We start from the raw sequence: 25,231 nt of genomic DNA on the forward strand, positions 1-25,231 counted from the left end.
CGGCGATGGCGATCCCTGCGCCGCGCTATGGCTGGTATGGCGACGATTTCACCGGCGCCACCGACACGCTGGCGACGCTGGCCGAGCGCGGCCGGCGCGCGCTGCTGTTCCTAGGCCTCCCGACGCCCGGGCAGCTCGCGGCGGCCGGCCCGCTCGACGCCATCGGCATCGCCGGCGCCACCCGCACCCTGGCGCCGCCCGACATGGCCCGCGAGCTCGAGGCGGCCGGGCGCTTCTTCGCGGCGGCCGGCGTGGCGCTGCTGCATTACAAATGCTGCTCGACCTTCGACAGCGCACCGCAGGTCGGCAGCATCGGCGCGGCGGTCGCGGCGCTGCGCGGCTTCTTTCCCAATCCGCTGATCCCGATCGTCGGCGGCCAGCCCAATCTCGGGCGCTACTGCCTGTTCGGCCAGCTCTTCGCCGCCGCCGGCGACGGCACGGTGCACCGCATCGACCGCCATCCCACCATGAGCCGGCACCCGGTCACGCCGATGACGGAGGCGGATCTGCGCCTCCATCTCGGCGCGCAGGGGCTGGCGCCGGTGGTACTCGTCGACTACCGCGCCCATGAGGCGCCGGACGGCCTGGCAGGTCTCCCGGACGAGGCCGGCGCGGTGCTGTTCGACGTGGCGCGCGAGGCGGATCTCGCGGCCATCGGCCGGCTCGTCGCCTCGCGCCTCGATGCCGGGCCGATGCTGGCCGTCGGTCCCAGCTCGGTCGCCCGCGCCCTGGCCGCGGCGGAGGCGACGAGCTCCGACGCGCGGGCCCCCTCGCCGCCGCCCCGCGCGAAAGGTCCGGTGCTGGCGCTGGTCGGCAGCCTGTCGCCGGTGACCCGCGCCCAGGTCGAGGCCGCGCACGGCTATGCGAGGATCGCCGTCGATCCGGGGCGGCTGCTGTCCGATGCGGCCCATGGCCGGCACCTGCGGAGCGAGGCGATCGCCGCCCTCGCCCGCGGCAATGCGATACTGGTCACCGATCGCCCGGACGGCCCGCCCGTCGAGGCGGGTGCGGTGGCGACGGCCACCGGCAGGCTGCTCGCCGCCGTGATGGAGGAAGCACGGCCGGCGCGGCTCGTCGTCGCCGGCGGCGACACCTCGACGATGGCGGTTCGGGCGTTGCCGATCTGGGGGCTTTCCTATCGCGCCGCCTGCGTTCCCGGCGCGCCGCTGTGCCGCGCGCATGCCGATCATCCCTGGCTCGACAGGCTGGAGATCATCCTGAAGGGCGGTCAGATGGGGCCGCGCGACTTCTTCGCCGCGGTGGGGCAATAGCGCCCCGCCACCCGCCGGGCCGCCGGGCCGCCGGCGGCAGGCCGGGACGGGCGATGCGGGGAAGCCCCTCCCCGCCTCAGTTGCGCGCGATCCGGCTCGGCAGCAGCTCGCCGCTTCGCTCCAGGATCGGGTAGGCCGCGGCGGCGACGAGATGGCTGTTGATCAGCTTCATGTCGCGCAGCAGGTCCAGATACAGCGCGCTCGCCTGCGCGGTCGGAAGCTCGCTGTCCCGCAGCCCCTCGAAGTGCTGGAGGGTGGCGCGGGATTCCGCGTCGCGAAAGGCCATCTTCTCGTCGCCCAGCAGCCGGGCGGCGCGGGGGTCCTCGGTCATGAACAGCGACGCCGCCGTGCGCAGATTGGCGATCAGCCGGTCCATCAGCGCCAGCAGTTCCGCCTGGCGGTCCGGCGGCAGGACCAGGCCGCGCTTCAATCCCTTGGAGGTGTGCGGCAGCAGGTAGCGATCGACGACGTCGCCGGCCTGTTCGAGATTCATGGTGAAGCTGAGGACCTCCTGCAGCCGGCGATGGTCGTGCGGCCCCAGTTCGTCGGGATCGATCGAGGTCAGATAGGCCTTGATGGCGGTGTTCAGCTGGTCGATCACGTCGTCCTGGCGCCGTGTCTCGGCGATCAGCCGGCGGTCGCCGCTGCGCAGCCCGTCGCGGGCGCCGGTGAGCATGGTCTCCAGCACGTCTGCCAGCCGAAGCGCCTCGCGCGCGGCGCCGCCCAGCGCCACGATGGGCGTCTCCTTCGCCGCCGGATCGAGATAGAGCGGCCGGGAGGGATCGGCCCGGGCGCTACTGTCGGGCAGCAGGGCGGTCAGCATCCGCCCGAACGGCCCGAGCACCGGCAGGAAGACCACCGCCACCACGACGTTGAAGAGGGTGTGGAAGTCCGCGACGGCGCGGGCGTCGACCGGCTGGAGCGTGACCATGAAGCGGCCGATGGGCTGCAGCGCCGCCAGCGCGATGGCCACGCCGACCAGCCGCGTCAGCAGGTTGCCGAGCGGCACGCGCTTCGCCGCCGGATCGGTGCCGGCGACGCCTTCCAGCAGCGGGTTGATCGCCGTGCCGATATTGGCGCCCAGCACCAGGGCGAAGGCGGCGTTGGGCGGCACCGCGCCATTCGCCGCCAGCGACATGACCAGCAGCACGACGGCCACGCTCGAATGCGCCGCCCAGGTCAGCCCGGCGGCCAGCAGCACGTCGAGCAGCGGCACGGTGGAAATGGCGCCGAGCAGGATGCGCAGGCTGGGCGCGTCCTCGTAGTCGCGCATGAGGTCGAGCAGGTTGTCGAGCGCCATCAGCATCAGGCCGAGGCCGATCAGCACCCGCCCGAGATCATGCGTCTGGGAGGACGAGTCCCGGCGGAACATCATCACGCCGACAAGGATGAAGGCCGGCGCCACCACGGCGATGTCGAAGGAGAGAAGCTGGACGATCAGCGTGGTGCCGACATTGGCACCCAGCATCACCGCCAGCGCCGGCACCAGCTCCACCAGCCCGCCGGCCGCGAAGCCGGTCACCATCAGTCCCGTCGCCGTGCTGCTCTGCAGGAGGGTCGTCACGCCGAGGCCGGCGGCGAAGGCGCGCAACCGGTTGCCCAGCGCGGCGCCGAGTATCGATTTGAGCCGCGGCCCGAAGGCGCGCTGCACGCCGGTCTGCACCATGTGGGTGCCCCATAGCAGCAGCGCGATGAAACCGGCGAGGTCGATGAGGCTGGCGGGAAAGGTCATGCGGGCGAGCAAATGCCTTTTCGCCCGGCGGGGCAAGGGCCTACAGAAGCCCGCCCCCGCCGCGCCGGCGAAGCTGCCGGCCGGTCGCGGCGGACGGGTGGCCTGCCCGCCCCGGCGGCGGTCCTGCTGCCGCCGGGACGCGCAATCGAGGCTCAGCGCGGCGCGAGGCGCTCCATGTCCTGCAGGCGCTTCATCGCCGCCTGCTGGCGCAGCATGCCGTAATTGATGCCGCTGGGATTGAGCGTGCTGCCTTCCTGGTAGGGGAAGTCGTTGAAGTCGGCGAAGAACTCCTTGATCTTGCCCTGGATCGGCACCAGCAGCCACATGTTGCGGCCGAGGAACTCCACGGCCCCGCCGCCCTCCTTCATGCCCCGCTCATAGGGGTCCATCCTGAGATTGGCGATCAGCGCCCAGCTCGGCTGCTCGCGCACGGCGGTGGCGATGTTGCCCTCGCTGGCGACGGCGAAGCTCAGCTTCCAGTCGTTCCAGCGTATGGCGTTCAGATTGCCGCCCTGGTCGAAATAGTACATCACGTCGCGCGGTGGCGTCTTGGCGGTGCCCTTCAGGAGCTCGGTCAGGTCGTAGCCGTCGAGATGCACCTTGAAGGTCTTGGTACCGGCCTGGAAGCCGGTCTTCATCTTCTCCTTCAGGTCCGGCAGCCCCGCCGCGGTGGCGAAGGTCGGCATCCAGTCCATCAGCGTGACGATGTCGTTGATCTGCGAGCCCGGCTTCACCACCCCCGGCCAGCGCACCATCATCGGAATGCGCATGCCGCCTTCCCAGGTGGTGCCCTTCTCGCCGTGAAACGGGGTCATGCCGCCATCCGGCCACAGCGCAAGCTCGGCGCCGTTGTCGGTGGTGTAGAGCACGATGGTGTCGTCGGCGATGCCGAGATCGTCGAGCTGCTTCAGCAGCTGGCCGACATGCCCGTCATGCTCGGCCATGCCGTCCGCCTCGATGCCCTTGCCGGTCTTGCCGTTGCTCTCGGGCTTGAGGTGGGTGAAGACGTGCATGCGCGTCGCGTTGAACCACACGAAGAACGGCTTGTCCGCCTTGTGCTGGCGGTCGATGAAGTCCTTGGCGGCGCCGAGGAACTCCTCGTCGATCGTCTCCATGCGCTTGGTGTTGAGCGGCCCGGTATCCTCGATGCGCCCGTCGGCATGGGAGTGGATCACCCCGCGCGGCCCGTACTTCTTACGGAAGTCGGGATCCTTCGGGTAGAAATAGCCCTCCGGCTCCTCCTCGGCATTGAGGTGGTAGAGATTGCCGAAGAACTCGTCGAAGCCGTGAGCGGTCGGCAGGTGCTGGTCCTGGTCGCCGAGATGGTTCTTGCCGAACTGGCCGGTAGCGTAGCCGCGCGTCTTCATCACGTCGGCGATGGTGGGCATCCAGTCGGCGATGCCGTGGGGATCGCCGGGCATGCCGATGGTGAGCAGGCCGGTGCGGAACGGCTCCTGCCCGAGGATGAACGAGGCACGGCCGGCGGTGCAGCTCTGCTGGCCGTAGCTGTCGGTGAAGATGGCGCCCTCGGCGGCGATGCGGTCGATATTGGGGGTGCGGTAGCCCATCAGCCCCATCGTGTAGGCGCTGATCTGCGAGATGCCGATGTCGTCGCCGAAGATGACGAGGATGTTCGGTTGCTTGCCGGAGGCCGCGCCGCCGGCGGCGGGCTGCCCCTGCGCCGCGGCCTGCGATGCCGTGGCCATCGTCGCAGCCGCCGCGACCAGCGCGGTCGAGCCCGCCAGCAGCGAGCGGCGGCTCATCGTGCCGTTCGTGGGCGTGCCGGTATCGTCCGTAGACATCTGTCTCTCTCCTTCGTGCTCTACGTTGCCTGCGACAATTTTCTTGTTTTCATGCACTTGCCTCCCGCCGGCCCTGCCGGGCCGGCATGGCGGGGTTGAGCGGCGGCAGCGCCGCCGGCACCTCGGCCGACGGCGGCCGCCGGCGAAGAGCGTCGAGGCCGGCCAGCAGCCGGCGTGAATCCTCCGGGGTCCATCCCCCCGGGCCAGCGGCTCCCGACGGCCCGGCGAACAGCGCCGCCTGCAGCGCTTCCGCCTCGCGGTTCGCCGTCCGCCGCCGCGACGGCGGCAATTGGTCCGCCCAGGCGCGGAAGTCGCGATAGATCGCAGCGGCATCGGCGCCGGCACAGGCGCGCCGCAGCGCCGCGAAGGTCGCGCGCTCGGGCTCGGCGCGCCGGGCCCGCAGCCGCCGCGCTCCCAGCCAGGCGCCCCATCCCAGCGCGCCGAGCGCCACGAGGCCGAGCCCCGTCCAGGCGAGTCCCGTCCAGGCGAGCCCCCGCCCCGTCCAGTGCCGGCCACCGCCGGCCGCCGCCGCGCCCGCCTCGACGGCCACCGTCACCGCCGGGGCCGTCGCGGTGTCCAGCCGCTGCGTGCCGAGGTCCCACCAGGGCTGCACCACCGCCGGCAGCACGAAGGAACCGCCATGCTCGAACACATAGGTGACGCGATCGGTGCGGCGGCCGGTGACGACGCCGCGATTGCTGCGGTCCTCGATATCCGGCGGGTCGGCATAGACGCGCACTCCCTCGGGCGCCGCGAAGGCGAGGTCGCGCATGGCGAGGCCCGGCACGTCCTCGGCGCTGCGGATGAGGGTCCGCACCACCGCGTCGCCGGCCTTGAAGCGCCCGGTGGGCACCGGGTCCCATTGCTCGCCGAGGGTCAGCCGGCGGGTGGCGACCACCGGCTGCGAGACGTCGACGCCCGGCGGCACCATCACCTCAAGGCGCAGCGCCTGCCCCTGCGCCCTCCCCGTCTCGCCGCCCTCGCGGTCGAGCAGCGTCACGGCGGCCGGCGGGATGTCGAAGGCGCCGCCGCGACGCGCATAGAGGGCGAACTCGAAACGCTGGCCGACATAGCTTTGGCTGTCGATACTCTCGCGCATCGTCGTCCCCTGCGTCTCGAAGCGGAAGATCTGCAGGCCGGGCACGTCGGGCAGGCTCACCCGCGGCGGATGCGGCATCTCGCCGGGGAACAAGACATCGACATAGAGCGCGACATGCTGGCCGACCACGATGCCGTTCGCGGAATCGGCGCTCTGGCGCACCACCACGCCCGGCGGGGCGGGCGCCGCCGGGGCCCCGGCCTCCTGCGCGGCGAGCGGCAAGGCGAGGCCCAGCAGCATCAGAAGGACCAGAAGCGCCCTCATGGCGCCGTTCCCCCGGCCGCGCCGGCGGGCGCCTGCTGCGCCTGCAACTGCCAGGCGAAGCGGGCGCGCAGAAAGTCCGCCGGCTCGGTGCGCACCCGCTTCAGCCAGAGCGCGCGCACCGCCTCGTCGTTCATCGGCCCGCCGGTCGTCTGGGTCTCCTGTCCCTCCTGGTTCTTCGCGTCCTTGTCGTAGACGATCTGGTCGGCGCCCTCGCGCTGGTCGCCGGCATCGGCGCCGGGCGCCTTCAATTGCTCGGCGCGCAGCGCCGCGATGCGGCGGTTGGCCTCGGCCTCCGCCCAGCCCGGGCGACGCTCCAGCGCATGATCGTAGCGCGCCACCGCATCCTGGTATTTGCCCAGCATCACCAGTGCATTGGCCTGGTTGAACGCGCCGTCGGCGGTGTCGATGGCGGCGAAACTCGCCTCCGCCGCCTTGAAGTCGCCGCCGCGGAACTGCGCCACCCCGCGCCACATCGGGTCGCGGAAGCTTTCGGCGGCGTCGGCGAAGCGCCCCTGCTCGAACAGATAGCGCCCGCGCTGGTCGGGGCTGGCCCACAGCCCGCGCCATCCGGCCATCCAGAAGCCGAGGGCCAGCGCCACGACAAGCACCGCACCGAGAAGGGCGAAGGCGCGTCCCGTCCTCATGCCAGCACCCATCCGCGACGGAACCAGGCGAGCACCAGCAGGGCGAGCAGCGGCGTCAGCCAGTAGCCGGCCTCTTCCCAGCGCTCGCCCTCCCCCGGCGCCGGCGGCGGCGGGCCGGCGGTGGCGAGCACATGCGCCAGCCCCTGCACGTCGCCGTCGTCGAGGGTCGGCTCCACCCTGTCGGCATGCAGCGCCGCCGCCGCCGCGGCCAGCGCGGGATCGGCGGCGGCACGGTCCGGCGGCAGCATGGCGAACAGCGACACCGGCGCTCCCGCCGCGCCCTCGGCCATTGCCGGCGCGGCATCGGCGAACACCACGATCGAGCCGCCCTGTCCGCCGCGTCGCAGCACCTCGGCCGCCATGGCCACGGCGTCGGCGAGCGCGTCGCCCTGGCGCGGCATCAGGTCGGGCGCCAGTGCGCCGGCCATGGCGTTCAGCGCCTCGCCATCCGGCGTCGGCGGCAGCACGAGATGCGCCGAGCCGGCATAGGCGACCAGCCCGGTCGGCGCTCCCTCGCGCAGCTTGAGCAGGTCCGCCATCTTCTGCCGCGCGCGGTCGAGCCGGGTCGGGGCGAGGTCGCGCTCCAGCATCGAGGGCGTGACCTTGACGACGAACATCGCCGGGCGCGCCGCCTGCGCGAAGGGCGACGGCACCTGCCGCCAGCTCGGCCCCGCCACCGCGACGATGCCAAGGACCCAGGCCGCCAGCAGCAGGTTCTCCGGGCTCAACCGCCGCCGTCGCTCGCCGCCTATGGTGAGATGGCGCAGCAGCACCGGGTCGATCGCCTTGCGCCAGCGCGCCGTGGTGTCGGCCTCGCGCCGCTGCAGCCACCACAGGCCGAGCGCCGGCAGCGCCAGCACCAGCCACCACGGGCGCAGGAAATGGAACTGCGCGAGCGCTGCCGTCAGGGTGCCGCCCGTCATGGCGCCGCCTCCGCCGCATGCCGGCGCGGCCAGCGCAGCAGCCGCAGCGCCTGCACCAGCATCGACAGCAGCGCCAGCGCCGCCAGCGGCAGCCAGTACAGCTCGACCTTCGGCTGGAAGGAAACCATGTCGACCTTGCGCGCCTCCACCTGGTCGAGCCGCGTATAGATCTGCGCCAGCTGGTCGCGGTCGAGCGCGCGGTAGAAGCCGCCGCCGGTCAGCTCCGCCACCTGCTTCAGCGCCGCCTCGTCGAGCTTCTCCTCTCCCGCCGCCGCCGGATCGCCCACCGCGACGGTATGGATGACGATGCCCTTGTCGTGCGCCACCCGCGCCGCCTCGGCCGGCGGCACCTGGCTCGCCGTGTCGTTGCCGTCGGTCAGCGCGATGATGGTCTTGGCCGGCACGGTGGAGGCGGCGAAGAGGTTGATGCCTAGCCCGATGGCGTCGCCGAAGGCGGTGCGCGGCCCGGCCATGCCGACCTGCATCTCGCCGAGCAATTGCCGCGCGAGGTCGAGATCGGTGGTGAACGGCACCAGCGCGAAGGGCGCATTGCCGAACACCGCGACGCCGACCCGGTCGCCCTGCCGGCGGGCGAGGAAGTCGTCCAGCACCTGCTTCACCGCGACGAGGCGGTTCACCTTCTGCCCCGCCGCGTCGGTGAAGTCCTGCGTGTCCATGGAGGCGGAGAGGTCGACCAGCAGCAGCAGGTCGCGCGCCGGCCGGTCCTGATGCACGGGGGGCAGCACCCATTGCGGACGCATCAGGGCGGCAAGGACCAGCAGCCAGCACAGCAGCAGCGCGGCCAGTCGCCAGGGCCCGCGCCGGCCGATGCCCGCCCCCTCGCGCGCCGGCGCACCGGAGAGCCGCGCCAGCGTCGCGAAGAACGGCACCCGCACCGCCGGGCGCCGGGTCGCGTGCGCCGGCAGCAGCCAATAGACCAGCAGCGGCGCCGGCAGCAGCAAAGCCAGCCAGGGATAGGCGACGGACAGCATCGTCAGCCCTCCTCCCGGTGGCGCCTCACCCAGTGCCGCGCCGCCGCGAGCAGCGCCGCCCCGTCGCCGGCCGGCCCGCCGGACAGCGCCCCGGCAAAGCCGAGGGCGGCGAAGTCCCCGCGGCCGGAGGTGCGCTCGAGGAAGGCGAGCCATTCCCCCCCGGTCAGCGAGGCCACCTGCCGGCGCGGATAGGCGACGAGCGCCGTCCGCTTGAGCACGGCCGAGACAGCCGCGATCCCGGCGGCGTCGGAGACCGTCCCCAACCTGTCGAGCGCGGCGAGCGCCTCCCGCCGATAGGCGTTGCGGCGATAATGCCGGCTCCCCGCCGCCAGCAGGATGAGGATCGCGGCGAGCAGCGCCGCCAGCAGGATCCACCAGCCCGGCGCCGGCGGCCACCAGGGCACCGGCGGCGGCACCACGATATCGGCCAGACGCGACAGATCGGCCTGATCGGTCATCTCACCGCACTCGCCTGATGCTCCGGCGCGACGTGGCGCGCCAGCCGCCGGCCGAGCAGTTCGCGGAACTGGTCGGCGGTGTCGCGCCCGGTCGAGAGCGGCAGCACCGGAATGGCCCGCCGGCGGGAAAAGCCGTCGATCGCCTCCCGCCGTTCCTGAAAGTCGGCGGCAAAATCCCGGCGCAACCCGCTGGAAAAGCTATCGATCTCGATCTGGCTTCCGGCATCGGCGACCACGGCGCGGCCGATCTCCGGCAGTTCCTCTTCCAGCGGATCGAAGACGAAGACGGTGAGCACGTCGTTATGGGCAGTGATCTGCGTCACCAGCCGCACCGTCTCGGCATCCGCCCCGGCCGCATCGGTGATCAGCGTCAGCAGCCCGTCATGCGGCAGCAACCGCGGCACCCTCTCAAGCGCGGCGTTGAGCAGGCCGGGGTCGGAGGGCCGCGCATCATCGGCCCGCAAGGCGTTGTTGTGCCGGATGACGGCCTCGAACAGCGGCCCGATCGCCGCCTGCCGCGCGCGCGGCCGGATTTCGTCCATCCCATTCTCGGAAAAGACGATTCCGCCGATGCGGTCGCCGAGCGACGTCACCCGCCACGCCGCCAGCGCCGCCGCCTCCGCCGCCGCCACCGACTTCATCGCGAGCCGGCTGCCGAAGAACATGGAGAGCCGCTGGTCGACCAGCAGCAGCACCGGCCGGTCGCGCTCCTCGGTATAGACGCGCAGCTGCGGCTCGCCCAGCCGGGCGGTGGCCCGCCAATCGATGGCGCGCACGTCGTCGCCCTCGTAGTAGTGGCGCAGTTCCTCGAATTCGAGCCCGCGCCCGCGCAGCCGCGAGGCATGGCGGCCGGCCAGCAGCGAATGCACCGGCTGTTTCGGCAGGAAGCTGAAGCCCTTGGCGCGGTGGTTCAGCCGCAGCAGCTCGTCGAGGGTGACGTAAGCGCGCGCTTGCCGGGTGGCGGCGTCTCCCCTGCGAGCCTCGGATGCGCGGGCCTCTGGCTGGACGGTCCGTGCCATCGCCCCCCCTACACCGCGACCGCGACCTGGCGGATCAGCTCGTCGATCACGTCGTCGGCGCGCTTGCCGTCGGCGCTCGCCTCATAGGTGAGCGAGACGCGGTGGCGCAGGCAGTCATGGGCGACGGCCTGCACGTCTTCCGGCGTCACATAGTCCCGTGCCTGCAGCCAGGCATAGGCGCGGGAGGCGCGGTCGAGCGCCAGCGTGCCGCGCGGGCTGGCGCCGATGCCGATCCATTGCTTCAGCTGGTCGCCGAACTCGGCCGGACGGCGGGTGGCGGCGATCAGCGACACGATGTAGCTCTCCACCGCCTCCACCATCTTCACCGCGTCGATCTCCTTGCGGGCGTCGAAGACGATGCTCTGGGCGATCTTCGGCGGCGGCGCCTCGGCGGTGCCGGCCTCCTCGGCGCGCACCAGCCGCAGCACCTTCGCCTCGTCGGCATCGCTCGGGTAGCCGATGGTGACATGCATCAGGAAGCGGTCCATCTGCGCCTCGGGCAGCGGATAGGTGCCTTCCTGCTCGATGGGGTTCTGCGTCGCCAGCACCATGAACAGGTCCGGCATCGGGTAGCGCGTGCCGGAGACGGTGACCTGCCGCTCCTCCATCGCCTCCAGGAGCGCCGACTGCACCTTGGCCGGGGCGCGGTTGATCTCGTCGGCGAGCACGAGATTGCCGAAGATCGGCCCCTTGCGGAACTCGAAGCTGCCGGTGCCCTGCGCATCGGTGCGGTAGATCTCGCCGCCGGTGACGTCGGAGGGCAGCAGGTCCGGGGTGAACTGGATGCGGCTGAACTCGCTCTCCAGCGCCTGCGACAGGCTCTTGATGGCGCGGGTCTTGGCGAGGCCCGGCAAGCCCTCCAGCAGCACGTTGCCATTGGCCAGCAGGGCAATGACCAGCCGCTCGACCACCCGCTCCTGTCCGATGACGGCGCGGTTCACGCGGGACTGGATCTCGAGGACGGATTCGCGTGCCGACATGTCACTTTGCCTCGAACGGATAGATGGTCTTCCAGTCGGCCTTCATGTCGACCACCAGCCAGCCGCGCGCCGGCGCCTCGTCGAGCGCCTTGTCGAGCTTGCCGATATGGGACGCACGGTCATAGGCCCATTCCCGCACCGCATCGGTGTGATGCACGATGAGGCCGAAGCGCGGGCCGGTGTTCAGCGTCGTCCATTGCAGCATCTGCTGATCGCCGTCGGAATTGCCGGCGGCGAAGACCGGCCGGCGGCCGATGAAGCGGTTGATGCCCACCGGCTTGCCGGGGCCGTCGTCGATGAACTCGACCTCCGGCAGCTTGCGCAGCGCCGGCACGTCGCCGTCGAGCACGAATTCGGTCTTGCCGGAGGAGCCGACCACCTGCTCGGGCGGAATGCCGTACACCGTCTCGGTGAAGGCGCGCATGAACTCCACCCCGCCGCCCGACACGATGAAGGTCTTGAAGCCGTTGGCGCGCAGATAGGCGAGCAGCTCCAGCATCGGCTGGAAGACGAGCTCGGTATAGGGCCGGTCGAAGCGCGGATGCCGGGCGGTCTTCAGCCAGTCGCGCACCAGCGTGTTGAACTCGGTGACGGTGATCCCGGAATGGGTGAGCGCCACGATCTGCAGCAGCCCCTTCTCGCCGAGTGCGGCCAGCGCCTTCGGGTCGCCCGACAGCGCGGATTTGTAGGGCTCCTGCCCGGCCAGCGCCGGATTGGCCTTCGCCAGCTCCTTCAGCCGGTCGAGCGCGAACATGAACTGGAAATAGACCGGCTGCTCCGACCACAGCGTGCCGTCATTGTCGAAGACGGCGATGCGCTCGGCCACCGGCACGAAGTCGCCGCCGCCCTCTTGCGTCACCTTCTCGACGAAGGCCCGGATCGACTGCTTGGCCGTCCCCTCGTTCCATGAGGGCAGCGGGTCGGCGGCTTGGGCGGCGACCGACTGGGCGTTGGCGTGGGGGACGATGGCTCCCGGCAACCCGGCCAGGGCGATCCATGACAGCAAGGCCGCGACGACATGGCGACGGGTGGGGCGCAGGGCGCCAGGGCTGGATCGTCTCATGTCACGCCTCCGGTGCCGGCCGCCGCACGCAGCGAAAGCCGATATGGCTCATCGAGCTGTCGACCGGCTCGGCATGACGCGCCGCCGGCCGGTAGCGCCGGCAATAGCTCGGCGCGCACAGATGCGAGCCGCCCTTCACCACCTTGCGGGCGATGCGGATCGCCGGCTGCCCGGGATCGTAGCTCGCCTCCTCCGCGCCGCCGCGCGGGTTCTGCGGCACGCAGCAGGCCTTGGGCGCGTCCTCGGGATGGCGCGTGGTCCAGAAGTCGGCGGTCCATTCCCAGACATTGCCGATCATGTCGTAGAGCCCGTAGCCATTGGGCGGATAGGATTTCACCGGCGAGGTGCGCTCGAAACCGTCGAGCGCGAGGTTCTGGAACGGAAACTCCCCCTGCCAGGTATTGGCCATCTGCCGGCCGTCGGGGGTGAATTCCTCGCCCCAGGCATATTCCGCGCCGTCGAGCCCGCCGCGCGCGGCGAATTCCCACTCCGCCTCGGTCGGCAGGTCCTTGCCGGCCCAGCGCGCATAGGCCAGCGCATCGGCATAGGCGATGTGCACCACCGGATGGTCGTCCAGCCCCTTGAGCGAGGAGCCTGGCCCATAGGGCTTGCGCCAGCTGGCGCGGAAGCGGAACGCCCACCATTGCCGCCAGTCGCGCAGGTCCACCGGATGGTCCGGCGGCGTGAACACCAGCGAACCCGCCTTCAGCATCTCCGGCCGGGCGCCGGGATAATCCTTGGGATCGGGGGCGATCTCGGCCACCGTGACATGGCCGGTCGCCTCGACGAAGGCGCGGAACCGGGCATTGGTCACGGGCGTCGCATCGATGAAGAACCCGTCCACCGTCACGCGATGCGCCGGCATCTCCTCGGGATAGTGCCGGTCCGAGCCCATGTGGAAGGTGCCGCCCTCTACCCACACCATCTCGTCCGCGAGCGACGGCGTCACAGGGGAACGCTGGCGATGATGTCGGTTCATGCCGCATGATCCAGTTGATAGCGGGCATTGAAGCGGCAGTATAAGCCACCACGAGGCGGCTCGGGAGAGCGAATGCCGATCTGTGCGGATCTGTCCTGATAGCCGACAACCGACATGCGCGTATTCGCTTCCGATGACGCTCCGGCGCGGGGGCCTGCGTGCCCGCCAAGAGTGGGGAGCCCTGCCCTCCCTGACGATCCGCCGCCGACGCGTCCGGTCATCCGGCTCCCGAGCGTGCCCTTCGTCATTTTCCGCAACGAATTCGCCTGGATTTTCCTTCCCCCCAACCCCTGAACTCAAAGAAAATATCCATACTTCTTTTTAAATTTCAAATCATGCTTGTCGAATTTCATATTCTTCGAGAGGCCATATCTAAATTCTTTCCTTTAATGGAAAAACTCACATGGATGTCATTATCCCCAAAACAAAATTTTCTCGCATCGAAACGTCGTATGCATTTCATATGCCACGATCAAAGGCAGCGCCATTGACCTAAACTGCATTCTTTTCCCACAACCACCTGCCTCACGGCGCATGAATCCGCTTGCTTGCCGGGTGGAACTGCGGACATCTTTCCCGTAGGCCTGTCGAGCAAAGTGCGGGCGCAATGGCCATAGCCGACCAACAAACGGGCCGTGGCTGCCGGGAGGAGGTATCATGAGATTTCTGTTTGCCCCATGCTCCGGCGCGAAATTTCAGATCGCCCCTCGCCTCGTCGGCACCGTCGAAGCCGGCGCCACGCGAACAATGCGCTCTTTCCGCGGGCTCGGCTGGCCGTTTCTCCTGCTGAGCGCGGCGTTCGTCTCGGCCGCGCCTGCCGGTTCGCACCTGACGGGCACGGCCTTCGCGCAGGGCCAGGCCGCGCCGGCCGCCCCCGCCGCCCAGGCTGATGCCGCCCCGCAGGCCGAGGCCGCCCCGCAACCCTTGACCGAACAGGAACTGGAAGTGCTGGTCGCGCGCATCGCGCTCTACCCGGACGAACTGGTCGCCCTGATCTCGGCCGCCTCGCTCTATCCGCTGCAGATCGTCGAGGCCCAGCGCTTCCTGGACGCGCGCCAGAAGGACCCGAAGCTGCAGCCCAAGGCGAGCTGGGACGGCAGCGTCATCTCGCTGCTCAACTACCCGGAGATCGTCAAGATGATGAGCGACGACCTCGACTGGACGCAGCAGCTCGGCGAGGCGCTCGCCAACCAGCAGAAGGACGTGCTGGTCGCCATCCAGCAGCTGCGCGATCAGGCGGTGGCCGCCGGCATCATCAAGTCCGACGACAAGGTCACGGTGACGAAGGACAAGGACAACGTCGTCATCCAGTCCGCCAATCCCGAGAAGATCTATGTGCCGCAATACGCGCCGCAGATGCTCTACGAGCCCGGCTATGCCGCGGTGCCCGTCACCTATGCCGACCCCTACCCCTCCTATCTCTGGCCCGCGGCGACCTTCTTCACCGCGGCGGTGACGGGCGCCGTCTGGGCGGCGGCGGTCGATTGGGACGACTGGGGCGTGTGGGGCGGGCGCTGGCGCGGCGACGTCGATGTCGACTGCAACAACTGCTTCAACAACCGCAACTTCAACGGCCGGGTCGACATCAACGACATCGACTGGCGCAATGTCGATCGCAGCAAGCTGAACATTGACCGCAGCCAGATCAACCGGATCGACCGCACCAATATCCGCGACGGGCTCAAGGCCGATCACGGCAACGATCTCCGGGCGAAGGCCGGCGACATCCGCCGCGACAATCCCGGCAGGCCGCGCCCCGGCCCGGTCAACGACGTGCGCAAGAGCACGCTCGACGGGTTGAAGGCGGGCGGCGGCAACCGGCCCGGTCCCGGCGCCGGCCCCGGTGCCGCGGGCCGGCCCGGCGCCGGCAACGCCATCGCCCAGCGCCCCAATGCCGGCAATCGCCCCGGCGGCGACCGGGCCGGCCCGGCGAACCGGCCGTCCGGCGGGCAGGTGCACCGGCCGTCCGGCGCGCCCAAGCCCGGCGGGCGGGTCGACAACCGGCCGAGGGTCCCCTCGGGGCTCGGCGAGGTGCGCTCCGGGCGCAGCGTGCAGATGCATTCGGCGCGTGGCGCCTCGGTGCGCGGCGGCGGCCAGCGCGCCATGCCCCCGCGGGCCATGGGCGGCGGGCGCGGCGGTGGCCATATGGGCGGCCATGGCGGCGGCCGGCGGCGCTGAGACGGAGGGAGGGACATGGACATGCTGAACGCTCTTCGTCGCGGAACCATCTCGGCAGCGGCCGCCTTCGTCGTCGCGGTGGGGGCCGCATCGCTGGGGACGCCGGCGGCGCTGGCGCAGGCGCCGGCCGATGTTGCCGCCCGCCAGCCATCGCCGGGCTTTGGCGATCCCGCCCAGGCGGTGGAGGCGCTGAAGGCCGCGCTGGCCGGCAACGACTTCGACGGCGTGGCCCGCCTGCTCGGCCTCGATGCCGGCAAGCTGCGCGCCAGCGACGGCGTCATGGACACGTTCGACAAGATCCGGCAGGGCGCCGCCGAGCGTCTGGAGGTCGAGGATGTCGCCGCCGACCGCAAGATCCTCGATATCGGCCGGGAATTGTGGCCCCTGCCCTTCCCGCTGGTGAAGAACGCCGAAGGAAAATGGGCCTTCGACACCGCCGCCGGGCTCGACGAGATCGAAAACCGGCGCATCGGCGAGAACGAGATCGAAGCGATCGCCACGCTGCGCGCCTATGTCGACGCCCAGCGGACCTACGCCACCGCCGACCATGACGGCGACGGCGTGCTCGAATTCGCCCGCAAGCTCATCAGCTCGCCGGGCCAGACCGACGGCCTCTACTGGCCGCCGGAACAGGGCGACGGCGACAGCCCGGCCGGCCCGGCCATCGATGCCGGCTCGCTGGAGAAGGCGAAGCAGGGCAAGGGCTATTTCGGCTACCGCTTCCGCATCCTGCAGGGCCAGGGCGACAGGGTGGCGGGCGGGCGCTACGACTATGTCATCAACGGCAACATGATCGCCGGCTTCGGCCTGATCGCCTGGCCGGTCGCCTATGGCGAAACCGGCGTGCACAGCTTCGTCGTGAACCAGGCCGGCATCGTCTACGAGAAGGACCTCGGCCCCGACACCGCGGCGCGGGTCGAGAAGATCCGCCGCTTCGACCCGGACAAGAGCTGGGAGATCGTGAAGGATTGACCGCGGCGCCGACGATCATGCCGGCGGAGAAACCGGCGGACGGCCTCGCCTGATCCCGTCCGTCCGGGCCGTCGTCGCTTGCCTGCCGCGCTTGGCGCCCGTCAGGCCTGCATGGCCCATCCGACCAGCCACCGCTCGAGGAGCCGAATGGCGAATTCGAGGGCGAAGGCGACGCCGGCGATGACGAGGATGCCTGCCACCACCACGTCGGTGGCGAGGAAATTCGCCGCGGACTGGATCATGAACCCCACGCCGCGCGTGGCGGCCACCAGTTCGGCGGCCACCAGCGTCGACCAGCCGGCCCCGAGCGCGATGCGGGTGCCGGTGAAGATCGACGGCAGGGCGGAGGGCAGCACCACCAGCCGCAGCACCTGCCAGCGGGTGGCGCCGAGCGCGCGCGCCACGTTGAGGCGGTCGCGCGCCACCCCGCGCACGCCGGTGGAGGTGGCGATGATGATCGGCGGCAGCATGGCGAGCGCGATCACCAGCACCTTGGTGGTTTCGCCGATGCCTGCCCAGATGACGACGAGCGGCAGATAGGCCAGCGGCGGAATCGGCCGCAGGAACTCGACGATCGGATCGAGCATGCCGCGCCCGAGCGTCGACAGGCCGATGGCGAAGCCGGCGGGTATGCCGATCGCCAGCGAGGCGACGAGGGCGGCGAAGACCCGGGCGAGGCTGGCGCCCAGATGCTGCGCCAGCGTGGCGTCGACGAAACCTTCGCTGGCGATGCGCCCGAGCCGCTCGACCACCACCGCTGGCGAGGGCAGGAACAGCTTGCTGACGAGCCCGGTCGCGCTCGCCGCCCACCACAGGGCGACCAGCCCGGCGATGGTGGCAAGCGAAATGACGAGGCGAAGCGGCGGCCAGCGGCGCTGACGGGGCGCCCGCATCCCGGGCGTCCTTCCCTGCGGCAAATCCCGCGGCAGCCCCTCGGCGGGCACGAGCAGCGGCAAGGCGAAATCGGAGACCGGCACCGGAGAGGACATCAGGCGGCTCCTTCGAACAGGGCGGCACGCAGCCGCTCGCGGGCGGCGGCGAAATCCGGCGTCGACTTGATGCTCGCGCCGACGCCCGGCGCCAGCGAGCGGCGGCCGAAGGACGAGGGTTCGTCGACAACGATCCGCCCCGGCCGCCCGGCAAGCACGATCACGCGGGTGGCGAGGTACAGCGCCTCGTCGAGGCCGTGGGTGACGAAGAGGATGGTCTTGCCGGTGCGGCGCCAGACATCGAGCACGAGGTCCTGCATCTGCTCGCGGGTCAGCGCGTCCAGCGCGCCGAGCGGCTCGTCCATCAGCAGGATTTCCGGGTCGGCGACCAGGGCGCGCGCCAGGCTCACCCGCTGGCGCTGGCCGCCGGAGAGCTGCCAGCTCGAATGATCGCCCTTGCCGGCGAGGCCGACCAGGGCCAGCGCCTGCTCGGCCCGCGCGTCGCGCTCGCGTTGCGGCAGGCCCTTGATCCGCAGGCCGAAGCCGACATTCTCCCACGCGTTGAGCCAGGGATAGAGCGCATCCGTCTGCAGCACCACGCCGCGATCCGCCCCCGGGGCGCGCACCAGCCGCCCCTCGACGCGGATCGCCCCGTCATAGGCCGGATTGAAGCCGGCGACGGCGTTGAGCAGCGTCGACTTCCCGCAGCCGGAAGCCCCCAGCAACACCACGAGTTCTCCGGCCGGGACGGCGAGGCTGATGTTCTCGAGGATGGTGGCGGTGCCGCCGTCGGGTGTGGGGAAGCGGACGGCGAGGCCGTCAATGGTGAGCTTCATCGCGTTCAGCCTGTGCGAAACCGGCTCCCGAGAAGAGCGGCCCGGCGCCGCAGCACCGGAGTGCGGCGGGCCGGGCCGAGTTGACGCCGTTCGGTAGCCTCGACCACGGCGCTCGGGAACCTCGCCGGGGATCAGTTGAGCTTGGCGGCCTGCTCGGCCGGGGTGCGGCTCACATAGGGGCCGTAGTCCTTGAGGACGGCGTCGATCCGGCCCTGCTCCTTCAGGAAGGCGGCAGTCTTCGCCAGCGCCTCGACGGTGCCGCCGCCGAGCAGCGCCTCGGAAAGCTGCTCCTTGAGCAGCGGGAACTGGTTGCCCTTGAGCAGATCCGGGACCTCCTCCGGCTTGGCGCCGGTGAGCTTGGCGATCGCGGCCACCTGCGGCGAGGCCGCCGTCCAGGACGCGCCGTTCTTCGCATAGTCGGCATAGGAATCGGCGGTCACCTTGACGAACTGCGCCACGATCTCGGGATGCTTCTGCGCGAAATCCTTGCGGACGATCCAGGCGTCGAAGGTCGGCGCGCCCCATTTCGCGACCTGCGCCGAGGAGGTGAAGACCTTGCCGTTCTCCTTGATCTTGCCGAGCGCGGGATCCCACACATAGGCGGCGTCGATGTCGCCGCGGGTGAAGGCCGCCGCGATCTCCGGCGGCCGCAGGTTCAGGATCTCGACGCTCCTGGGATCGACGCCCCAGTGCTTCAGCGCCGCCAGCAGCGAATAATGCGTGGTGGAGACGAAGGGCACGGCGACCTTCTTGCCCTTGAAGTCCTCCGGCTTGGCGATCCCCGCGCCGTTGCGCACCACCAGCGCCTCGGCATCGCCGAGCAGGGCCGCGACATAGAAGGTCTCGATGGGAACCTCGCGGCTCGCCGCCGCGGCGAGCGGGCTCGATCCGACATAGCCGATCTGCACGGCGCCCGAGGCGATGGCGGCGATGACGTCGGCGCCGGAATCGAATTTGCGCCAGTCGATGCTGGCCTTGGTGGCCTTCTCATAGGCGCCGTCGGCCTGCGCGACCTTGGCCGGATCGGCGCCGGTCTGATAGGCGATGGTGACGTCGGCGGCATGGGCGAGGCCGGCGGTGAACAGGCCGAGCACGGCCGTGGCGGCGAGGAGCGCGCGGCGGGACAGGAAAGACATCGGGATTTCCATGGCGGGGCCGTCGCGGCGCTCGCATGGCGCCGGCGTCACGGCCGGATTGGGATGTACGGGAAACCGGCACGGGCCGGAACGATCAGCGGCGTCGACAGGTCCAGGTCATTTTGCGCCCCCATTTCCTCGACGCGGCCCGCTCGCGAGCGGGCCTCCGGCGTCGGTTTCATCATGTGAACGCAGGCGCGGCGAAACGTCAATATATTTTCGACTTTTTATATAGATTATTCCCGATTCCCGCCAATCCGCCTTTCCGTCCACAAGGGCGAAACTCCCTGCCCCACGGCTCCGGCCAGCCGCTATAGTGGCGCCCTCACCTGTTGGAGCCTGTTCATGAATTTCGCCCTGACCGCCTATGACCGTCCCGGTGCCCTGCCGCTGCGCCTCGAGGTTCGTCCCGCCCATCTCGACTATCTCCGCGCCATCGCCGCCAACATCGTCTTCGCCGGCCCGGTGCTGGACGCCGAAGGCAAGCCCTGCGGCTCCATCATCGTGTACGAGGCGGAAGACCTGGCGGCCGCGCAGAAGCTGGTGAACGACGATCCCTACAGCCATGCCGGGCTGTTCGAGCGGGTGGAGCTGAAGGGCTACCGGGTCGTGGTGAAGGACGGCGTGGTCGCGGCCTAGCACGACCGGGAGCGCGCCGAATCGGCAGGGGCCTACCTTCCCTCACCGGCCGGAGACGGCGCGCCCTCCTCACACGCGTCACGCGGCCATGGCCTGCGGTCGCCGCGCAGCGCCGGATGACGACACCGGAGAGGGCCGCGCCGCCCGTGCCGCCGGCGACAATGGGCAACCGCCATCATGCTGGTCAGGGACGCGACGTCGGCCGATGAAGCGGCCATTATCGGCCTTCTCCGCCAGATCGCGGCGGAAGCCGACGAGCCGGATTACGGCCCGTCCTGCAGCGACGAGCGGCTGCTGCAGCTGATCGAGCAATGCCGGACGATGGTGATCGAGCGGGACGGAACGGTCATCGGCCTGAGCGCCGTCCGGTTGCTGGACTTCTCCCAGCGCCCGGATGCCCCCTACCCCAGGGAGGCCTTCATCATGGCCTTCGGCATCGACGAGGCGCATCGGCGACGCGGCTATGGCGCCGCGCTGTTCGAGGCCATGCGGCGCTGGCTGAAGGAAGAGGATGCCGGCGCGCTCAGCCTCAACGTATCGGCGGCCAACATGGCCGCACAGGGCTTCTACCGGCGGATGGGGCTTTCCCCGCGCTCCGTTCACATGGCGGCCGTGCTGGCGCCCCGGGCCTGACGGCAAACACGGCCGGAGGCCCCGGCTCGAACCCTGCCGGCGATCGCCCGCCATCTCGGCATCGAAACCGCGCCTTTATCCGGTTTTGCCCGACGGAAGCACTTGACAAAAACATGACTTCACGCGAGCCTAAGAAACGAGCGACGGGCAAGGATGCCTAATGTCGCAGCAAATTGGTGAACATTTCCAACGACGGCGCTGCTTTCGCGGCTCTGCAGGTTGGCGGCAAGGACGCCCACGGCCAGACGGCCGGCGGGCGTTTTTTGTTTTTGGTCGGAGCGCAGGGTGACGCAGCACTACCGCATAGGGGTCATGTTCTCGACCACGGGGCCATACAGCGTCGTTCCGCACTCGATGCTGAACGGTGCGCTGCTGGCGGTGGCGGAGGCGGTCCCCGGCGTCGCCATCGAGCCGGTGGTGGTGAATCCCGGCGGCGACCTCGCCCGCTATGCCGAACTCAGCCGCGAGCTGCTGCAATCCGGCATCCGGCACGTGGTGGGCTGCTACACCTCCTCCAGCCGCAAGGAGGTCATCCCCTGCTTCGAGAAGCATGACGCGCTGTTGTGGTATCCCTCGCATTATGAGGGCTTCGAAAGCTCCAACAACGTCATCTATACCGGCGCCTCGCCGAACCAGCACGTATTGCCGCTCGTCGACCACATGCTCGCGCATGTCGGCACCAGTGCCTTCTGCATCGGCTCCAACTACATCTGGGCATGGGAGAACACCCGCATCTTCCGCGAGGCCATGCTGGCGCAGGGCGGGCGGGTGCTGGCCGAGCGCTATGTGCCGGTGGGCGACACCGAATTCGACCAGGTGGTGGAGGCGATCCTCGAGGCGCGGCCGAGCTTCGTGTTCAACAATCTCATCGGCATCAGCAACTACGCCTTCTTCCGCGCCTTCCGCGCCGCCTGCACGGCACGCGGCATCGACCAGCCGCGGGTCATCCCGGTGGCGAGCTGCACGCTGTCGGAGCCGGAGCTGGAGGAGATCGGCACCGAGGCCGTGGACGGTCATCTGAGCTCCAGCGTCTATTTCTCCTCTCTCGCGACGCCGGCCAGCTCCGCCTTCACCCGCGCCTATCGCGAGACCTTCCCGGACGGCCCTTCCACCTCCGCCGATGCGGAGGCTTCCTACATCGCGATGAAGCTGCTGGTCCTGGCGCTGGCGGAGGCCGGCACGGACGATGTGGAGGCCGTGAAGCAGGCGGTGACGCGCCAGCATCTCGTCGCGCCGCAAGGCGAAGTACGCATCGATCCGCAGACGCTGCACGCCTATCTGACGCCGCGCATCGGCATCTCCAACCTGGAATCGCGCTTCGACATCCTCGTCGAGGCGCCCGGCCCGGTGCGCCCGGATCCCTATCTGGTGCAATCCTCGCCGCGCTATGCAGTCGCTCCCCGCAACACGTCGCTGAAGGTGGTGAGGTGATGGCTCCTCGATTGCTCCAGAATTTCAATGGCGGCCGGGCGCATATCGTCACCACCAGCCTCTCCGCCGTCGAGGCGCTGCCCGTCACCCTCGGCAAGCTCGGCGTGAGCGCCGAGTTCGTGCCCCTCGCCGACGGGCGCGCGGCGCTCGACCTCGCCGGCCTTCAGCCCGAGCGCGACATTCTGTTCATCGACAGCGACCTCGACAATCCGATCGCGCTCGATATCGATCCCGGCTCGCGCCAGCCGCCGGTGCCGGTGATCGGCCTCGTCGGGGTGGAAGCCCCGAGCCGGCTGAAGCACCTCGTCAATCTCGGCGCGACGGCGTTCCTGCGCAAGCCGGTGCATGGCGCCGCCGTCTACACCGCCCTGTTCCTGGGCATCAACCAGTTCACGTTGCGCGGCGACCTGCGGGCGCGGCTCGACGACATGGATCGCCGCCGGCGCGGACGCCGCGCGGTGGTGAAGGCCATCATCGCCTGCATGAAGGAGACGGGCGTGGATGACGACGAGGCCTATGAATGGCTTCGGCGCGAAAGCATGCGCTCGCGGCAGCCCCTCGAGGACTATTGCGAGGCGTTCATGAGGAAGAGGGCCGAGACGCTCGGCCAACCGGTGCAACCGCGCATCACGGGACATAGCGCGGCAAGACGATAACCTTTCACAGGAGAACCACATGACTGGGAAGACCATGCGGGGGCTGCGTGCCGCAGCCCTCTCGGGGACGCTTTTGCTCGGCGCCGCCCAAGGCTTCACCCCGGCGCTGGCCGCCGACCCGATCAAGCTCGGCGTGCTGGAGGATCAGTCCGGCGATTTCGCCGCCGCCACCATCGGCAAGGTGCACGCCATCCAGCTCGCCGCCGAGGAGATCAACAAGGCCGGCGGCATTGACGGGCGCCCGCTGGAACTCGTCGTCTACGACACCCAGTCCGACAACACCCGCTACCAGGAGTTCATGCGCCGCGTGCTCCAGCGCGACAAGGTGGACGCGGTGTTCGCCGGCTTCTCCTCGGCCTCGCGCGAGGCCTACCGCCCGATCGTCAACCAGTTCGACGGGCTCGCCTTCTACAACAACCAGTATGAGGGCGGCGTCTGCGACGCCAACATGATCGTCACCGGCGCGGTGCCCGAGCAGCAATTCTCCACCCTCATCCCGTGGATGATGGAGAAGTACGGCAAGAAGGTCTACACGCTCGCCGCCGACTACAATTTCGGCCAGATCTCGGCCGAATGGGTGCGCAACATCGTCAAGGAGCATGGCGGCGAGATGGTCGGCGAGGACTTCATCCCGCTCGGCGTCTCGCAGTTCTCGCAGAACATCCAGAACATCCAGAAGGCCAAGCCGGACTTCGTGGTGACGCTGCTGGTCGGCACCGCGCAGGCCTCCTATTACGAGCAGGCCGCCGCGGCGAGCGTGAACCTGCCGATGGCCTCCTCGGTCAATGTGGGGCAGGGCTACGAGCACAAGCGCTTCAAGCCGCCGTCGCTCAAGGACATGTACGTCACCACCAACTACATCGAGGAAGTCGACAGCCCGGCCTCCAAGGCGTTCCTCGCCAAGTTCAAGGCCAAATTCCCCGACGAGCCCTATGTGAACCAGGAGGCGGAGAACTCCTACCTCGCCGTCTATCTCTACAAGCAGATGGTGGAGCGGGCGAAGTCGACCAAGCGCGAGGACCTGCGCAAGGAGATCGCCAAGGGCGACGTCTGCATGGACGCGCCGGAAGGCAAGGTCTGCCTCGATCCCAAGAGCCAGCACATGTCGCACACCATCTATCTGGCGAAGGTGGGCGAGGATCACTCGATCTCCTTCCCGAAGGTCTGGACCGATATCAAGCCCTACTGGCTGGGCGAAGCCGGCTGCGACCTGACCAAGAGCGACCCGAGCGCGCAGTACACGCCCTCGAACCCGCCGCCGAAGCCCTGACGGGTAATCTCCCTCTCCCCGCACCGAACCCGGCTGTTGCCGAGTTTGGCATCCGGGAACATCGAACCCGGCAACAGCCGGGTTCGATGGAGAGGGTTGGGGTGAGGGGTCTTCCTTGGCTCCCCATCGCTAGAGCCCCTCACCGACCCGCGGACCTTGTCCTCGGGCTCGCCGACGGCGAGACCCGAGGGCGGCCACCTCTCCGCCGAGCCCAGATGTTTCCGGCTTGGGTCTCGCCAGGACCGAATTCGGCAACAGCCGAGTTCGAGCGGGGAGAGGGAATTGGGTGGGCTCTGAAGCGCCCCTTCAGGCCCGCTGCCGACCGGATCGCCGGTCCGGCCCGCTCTCTCGCGCGGCGGCGTCCCCTTCCCCGCCGCGCCCGTTGCCCCGGCCGCCCCCCTCGAGCCGGGGCAACCCTTTCCTTTTCCAGCACAAGGCCGCTTCGCCGATGGATGTCGGAACCCTCGCCTTCTCCGCCCTCTACCAGTTCGGCGACGCCTTCGCCTTCCTGGTGCTGTCCGCCTGCGGGCTCGCCGTCATCTTCGGGATGATGGGGGTGATCAACCTCGCCCATGGCGAGTTCATCATGTGCGGTGCCTATGTCACCGTCTCCGCCGCCCATGCCGGCCTGCCGCTGCCGCTGGCCATCGCGCTGGGCGCCCTCGTCGCCGGCATGGTCGGCGCACTGGTGGAGATCGTGGTGGTCCGGCATCTCTACGACCGGCCGCTCGACACCATCGTCGCCACCTGGGGCCTCAGCCTGATCGGCACCCAGGGCACGCTGATCCTGCTCGGCTCCACCATGGCCGGGGTGGGCACGCCGTTCGGCAGCTTCCAGGTCGGCGCCTATTCCTATTCGGTCTATCGCCTCGTGCTGTTCGCGGCGGCGGTCGCGGTGCTGGCGGGGCTCTACGCGCTGTTCAACTGGACGCGCTTCGGCGTCATGGCCCGCGCCACCATCCAGGTGCCGCACATGGCCGCGGCGCTCGGCGTCGATACCCGCCGCGTCTACAGCCTCACCTTCGCGCTCGGCGCCGGCCTCGCCGGGCTGGCGGGCGGGCTCTACGCCCCGACCATGACGCTGGTGCCGACCATGGGCACCACCTTCATCATGGAGGCCTTCGTGACCGTGGTGGTCGGCGGCGCCGACGTGTTCCTCGGCACCGCGCCGGCGGCGGCGCTGCTCGCGGTGGTGAAGGCCACCATGACCTCCTGGTACGGCCAGCTCTTCGGCCAGATCGGCCTGCTCATGGCCGTGATCGTCGTCATCCGGGTGCTGCCGCGCGGCATTTCCGGCCTCCTTCTGCGCGAGCGCGCCTGAGCGG

At 69.9% G+C, this 25,231-nt stretch carries 23 protein-coding genes; 9 read left to right on the forward strand and 14 right to left on the reverse strand.

Going from position 1 to position 25,231, the window contains the following annotated elements; all coding sequences use genetic code 11:
- Positions 1-5 precede the first annotated feature (5 nt).
- Positions 6-1,271: a four-carbon acid sugar kinase family protein gene (locus KHC19_RS12695; protein WP_246548789.1), complete on the forward strand. Its 1,266-nt coding sequence runs from the start codon at positions 6-8 to the stop codon at positions 1,269-1,271.
- A gap of 76 nt (positions 1,272-1,347) precedes the next feature.
- Here KHC19_RS12695 and KHC19_RS12700 read toward each other — a convergent pair whose 3' ends face one another.
- The 11 genes from KHC19_RS12700 to KHC19_RS12745 all read right to left on the reverse strand — a co-directional run bounded on the left by KHC19_RS12700 (position 1,348) and on the right by KHC19_RS12745 (position 13,226).
- Entirely contained in the window at positions 1,348-3,003 is a 1,656-nt protein-coding gene (locus KHC19_RS12700; protein ID WP_213352798.1) for a Na/Pi cotransporter family protein, read from the reverse strand.
- A 152-nt stretch (positions 3,004-3,155) separates the two neighbouring features.
- Entirely contained in the window at positions 3,156-4,805 is a 1,650-nt protein-coding gene (locus KHC19_RS12705) for an arylsulfatase (RefSeq protein WP_213352725.1), read from the reverse strand.
- Positions 4,806-4,854: 49 nt separating this feature from the next.
- Positions 4,855-6,168, reverse strand: a complete 1,314-nt coding sequence (locus KHC19_RS12710) for a hypothetical protein (RefSeq protein ID WP_246548790.1) — start codon at positions 6,166-6,168, stop codon at positions 4,855-4,857.
- Positions 6,165-6,812, reverse strand: a complete 648-nt coding sequence (locus tag KHC19_RS25905) for a hypothetical protein (protein WP_246548791.1) — start codon at positions 6,810-6,812, stop codon at positions 6,165-6,167. Before KHC19_RS25905 ends, KHC19_RS12710 begins: the two co-directional genes overlap by 4 nt.
- Entirely contained in the window at positions 6,809-7,735 is a 927-nt protein-coding gene (locus tag KHC19_RS12715) for a VWA domain-containing protein (RefSeq protein WP_213352727.1), read from the reverse strand. The genes KHC19_RS25905 and KHC19_RS12715 overlap by 4 nt, the downstream gene beginning before the upstream one ends.
- Entirely contained in the window at positions 7,732-8,727 is a 996-nt protein-coding gene (locus KHC19_RS26215) for a VWA domain-containing protein (protein WP_213352728.1), read from the reverse strand. Before KHC19_RS26215 ends, KHC19_RS12715 begins: the two co-directional genes overlap by 4 nt.
- A 2-nt stretch (positions 8,728-8,729) precedes the next feature.
- A complete protein-coding gene (locus tag KHC19_RS12725; RefSeq protein WP_213352729.1) occupies positions 8,730-9,185 on the reverse strand; it encodes a DUF4381 domain-containing protein in 456 nt (151 codons plus the stop codon).
- Entirely contained in the window at positions 9,182-10,204 is a 1,023-nt protein-coding gene (locus KHC19_RS12730) for a DUF58 domain-containing protein (protein ID WP_213352730.1), read from the reverse strand. Before KHC19_RS12730 ends, KHC19_RS12725 begins: the two co-directional genes overlap by 4 nt.
- A gap of 8 nt (positions 10,205-10,212) precedes the next feature.
- Complete coding sequence (locus tag KHC19_RS12735; protein WP_213352731.1) at positions 10,213-11,184, reverse strand: AAA family ATPase; 972 nt, start codon at positions 11,182-11,184, stop codon at positions 10,213-10,215.
- A 1-nt stretch (position 11,185) separates the two neighbouring features.
- Positions 11,186-12,247, reverse strand: coding sequence for an HAD family hydrolase (locus KHC19_RS12740; protein ID WP_213352732.1), 1,062 nt, complete (start codon positions 12,245-12,247; stop codon positions 11,186-11,188).
- A 1-nt stretch (position 12,248) separates the two neighbouring features.
- Entirely contained in the window at positions 12,249-13,226 is a 978-nt protein-coding gene (locus KHC19_RS12745) for a formylglycine-generating enzyme family protein (RefSeq protein ID WP_246548798.1), read from the reverse strand.
- 747 nt (positions 13,227-13,973) lie between these two features.
- Between KHC19_RS12745 and KHC19_RS12750 the strand changes: the two genes are divergently transcribed.
- Together KHC19_RS12750 and KHC19_RS12755 are read left to right on the forward strand one after the other, a co-directional pair.
- On the forward strand, positions 13,974-15,404 hold the full coding sequence (locus tag KHC19_RS12750) for a DUF3300 domain-containing protein (RefSeq protein WP_213352800.1): 1,431 nt from the start codon (positions 13,974-13,976) through the stop codon (positions 15,402-15,404).
- Between the two features lie 21 nt (positions 15,405-15,425).
- Positions 15,426-16,376 carry a DUF2950 domain-containing protein gene (locus KHC19_RS12755; protein ID WP_213352733.1) on the forward strand — a complete coding sequence of 317 codons (951 nt, stop codon included), beginning with the start codon at positions 15,426-15,428 and terminating at the stop codon, positions 16,374-16,376.
- Positions 16,377-16,477: 101 nt separating this feature from the next.
- Here KHC19_RS12755 and KHC19_RS12760 read toward each other — a convergent pair whose 3' ends face one another.
- The 3 genes from KHC19_RS12760 to tauA all read right to left on the reverse strand — a co-directional run bounded on the left by KHC19_RS12760 (position 16,478) and on the right by tauA (position 19,277).
- Entirely contained in the window at positions 16,478-17,269 is a 792-nt protein-coding gene (locus tag KHC19_RS12760; protein WP_378297105.1) for an ABC transporter permease subunit, read from the reverse strand.
- Positions 17,270-17,364: 95 nt separating this feature from the next.
- Entirely contained in the window at positions 17,365-18,141 is a 777-nt protein-coding gene (locus KHC19_RS12765) for an ABC transporter ATP-binding protein (RefSeq protein WP_213352735.1), read from the reverse strand.
- A gap of 131 nt (positions 18,142-18,272) precedes the next feature.
- Positions 18,273-19,277 (reverse strand): taurine ABC transporter substrate-binding protein, encoded by a 1,005-nt coding sequence (tauA, locus tag KHC19_RS12770; protein ID WP_213352736.1) that lies wholly within the window; start codon positions 19,275-19,277, stop codon positions 18,273-18,275.
- 345 nt (positions 19,278-19,622) lie between these two features.
- Between tauA and KHC19_RS12775 the strand changes: the two genes are divergently transcribed.
- From KHC19_RS12775 to KHC19_RS12800, 6 genes are all read left to right on the forward strand, one after another.
- Entirely contained in the window at positions 19,623-19,916 is a 294-nt protein-coding gene (locus KHC19_RS12775) for a YciI family protein (RefSeq protein ID WP_213352737.1), read from the forward strand.
- Between the two features lie 177 nt (positions 19,917-20,093).
- Positions 20,094-20,549 carry a GNAT family N-acetyltransferase gene (locus tag KHC19_RS12780; RefSeq protein WP_213352738.1) on the forward strand — a complete coding sequence of 152 codons (456 nt, stop codon included), beginning with the start codon at positions 20,094-20,096 and terminating at the stop codon, positions 20,547-20,549.
- 285 nt (positions 20,550-20,834) lie between these two features.
- Entirely contained in the window at positions 20,835-21,980 is a 1,146-nt protein-coding gene (locus KHC19_RS12785; RefSeq protein WP_343207710.1) for a transporter substrate-binding domain-containing protein, read from the forward strand.
- Positions 21,980-22,636 carry an ANTAR domain-containing response regulator gene (locus tag KHC19_RS12790; protein WP_213352740.1) on the forward strand — a complete coding sequence of 219 codons (657 nt, stop codon included), beginning with the start codon at positions 21,980-21,982 and terminating at the stop codon, positions 22,634-22,636. The genes KHC19_RS12785 and KHC19_RS12790 overlap by 1 nt, the downstream gene beginning before the upstream one ends.
- 19 nt (positions 22,637-22,655) lie before the next feature.
- Positions 22,656-23,906: an urea ABC transporter substrate-binding protein gene (locus tag KHC19_RS12795; protein ID WP_213352741.1), complete on the forward strand. Its 1,251-nt coding sequence runs from the start codon at positions 22,656-22,658 to the stop codon at positions 23,904-23,906.
- Between the two features lie 448 nt (positions 23,907-24,354).
- Positions 24,355-25,227: an ABC transporter permease subunit gene (locus KHC19_RS12800; protein ID WP_213352742.1), complete on the forward strand. Its 873-nt coding sequence runs from the start codon at positions 24,355-24,357 to the stop codon at positions 25,225-25,227.
- Positions 25,228-25,231 lie beyond the last annotated feature (4 nt).

This window comes from Ancylobacter oerskovii (assembly GCF_018390555.1).
In the GTDB taxonomy this organism is placed as follows: Bacteria; Pseudomonadota; Alphaproteobacteria; order Rhizobiales; family Xanthobacteraceae; genus Ancylobacter; species Ancylobacter oerskovii.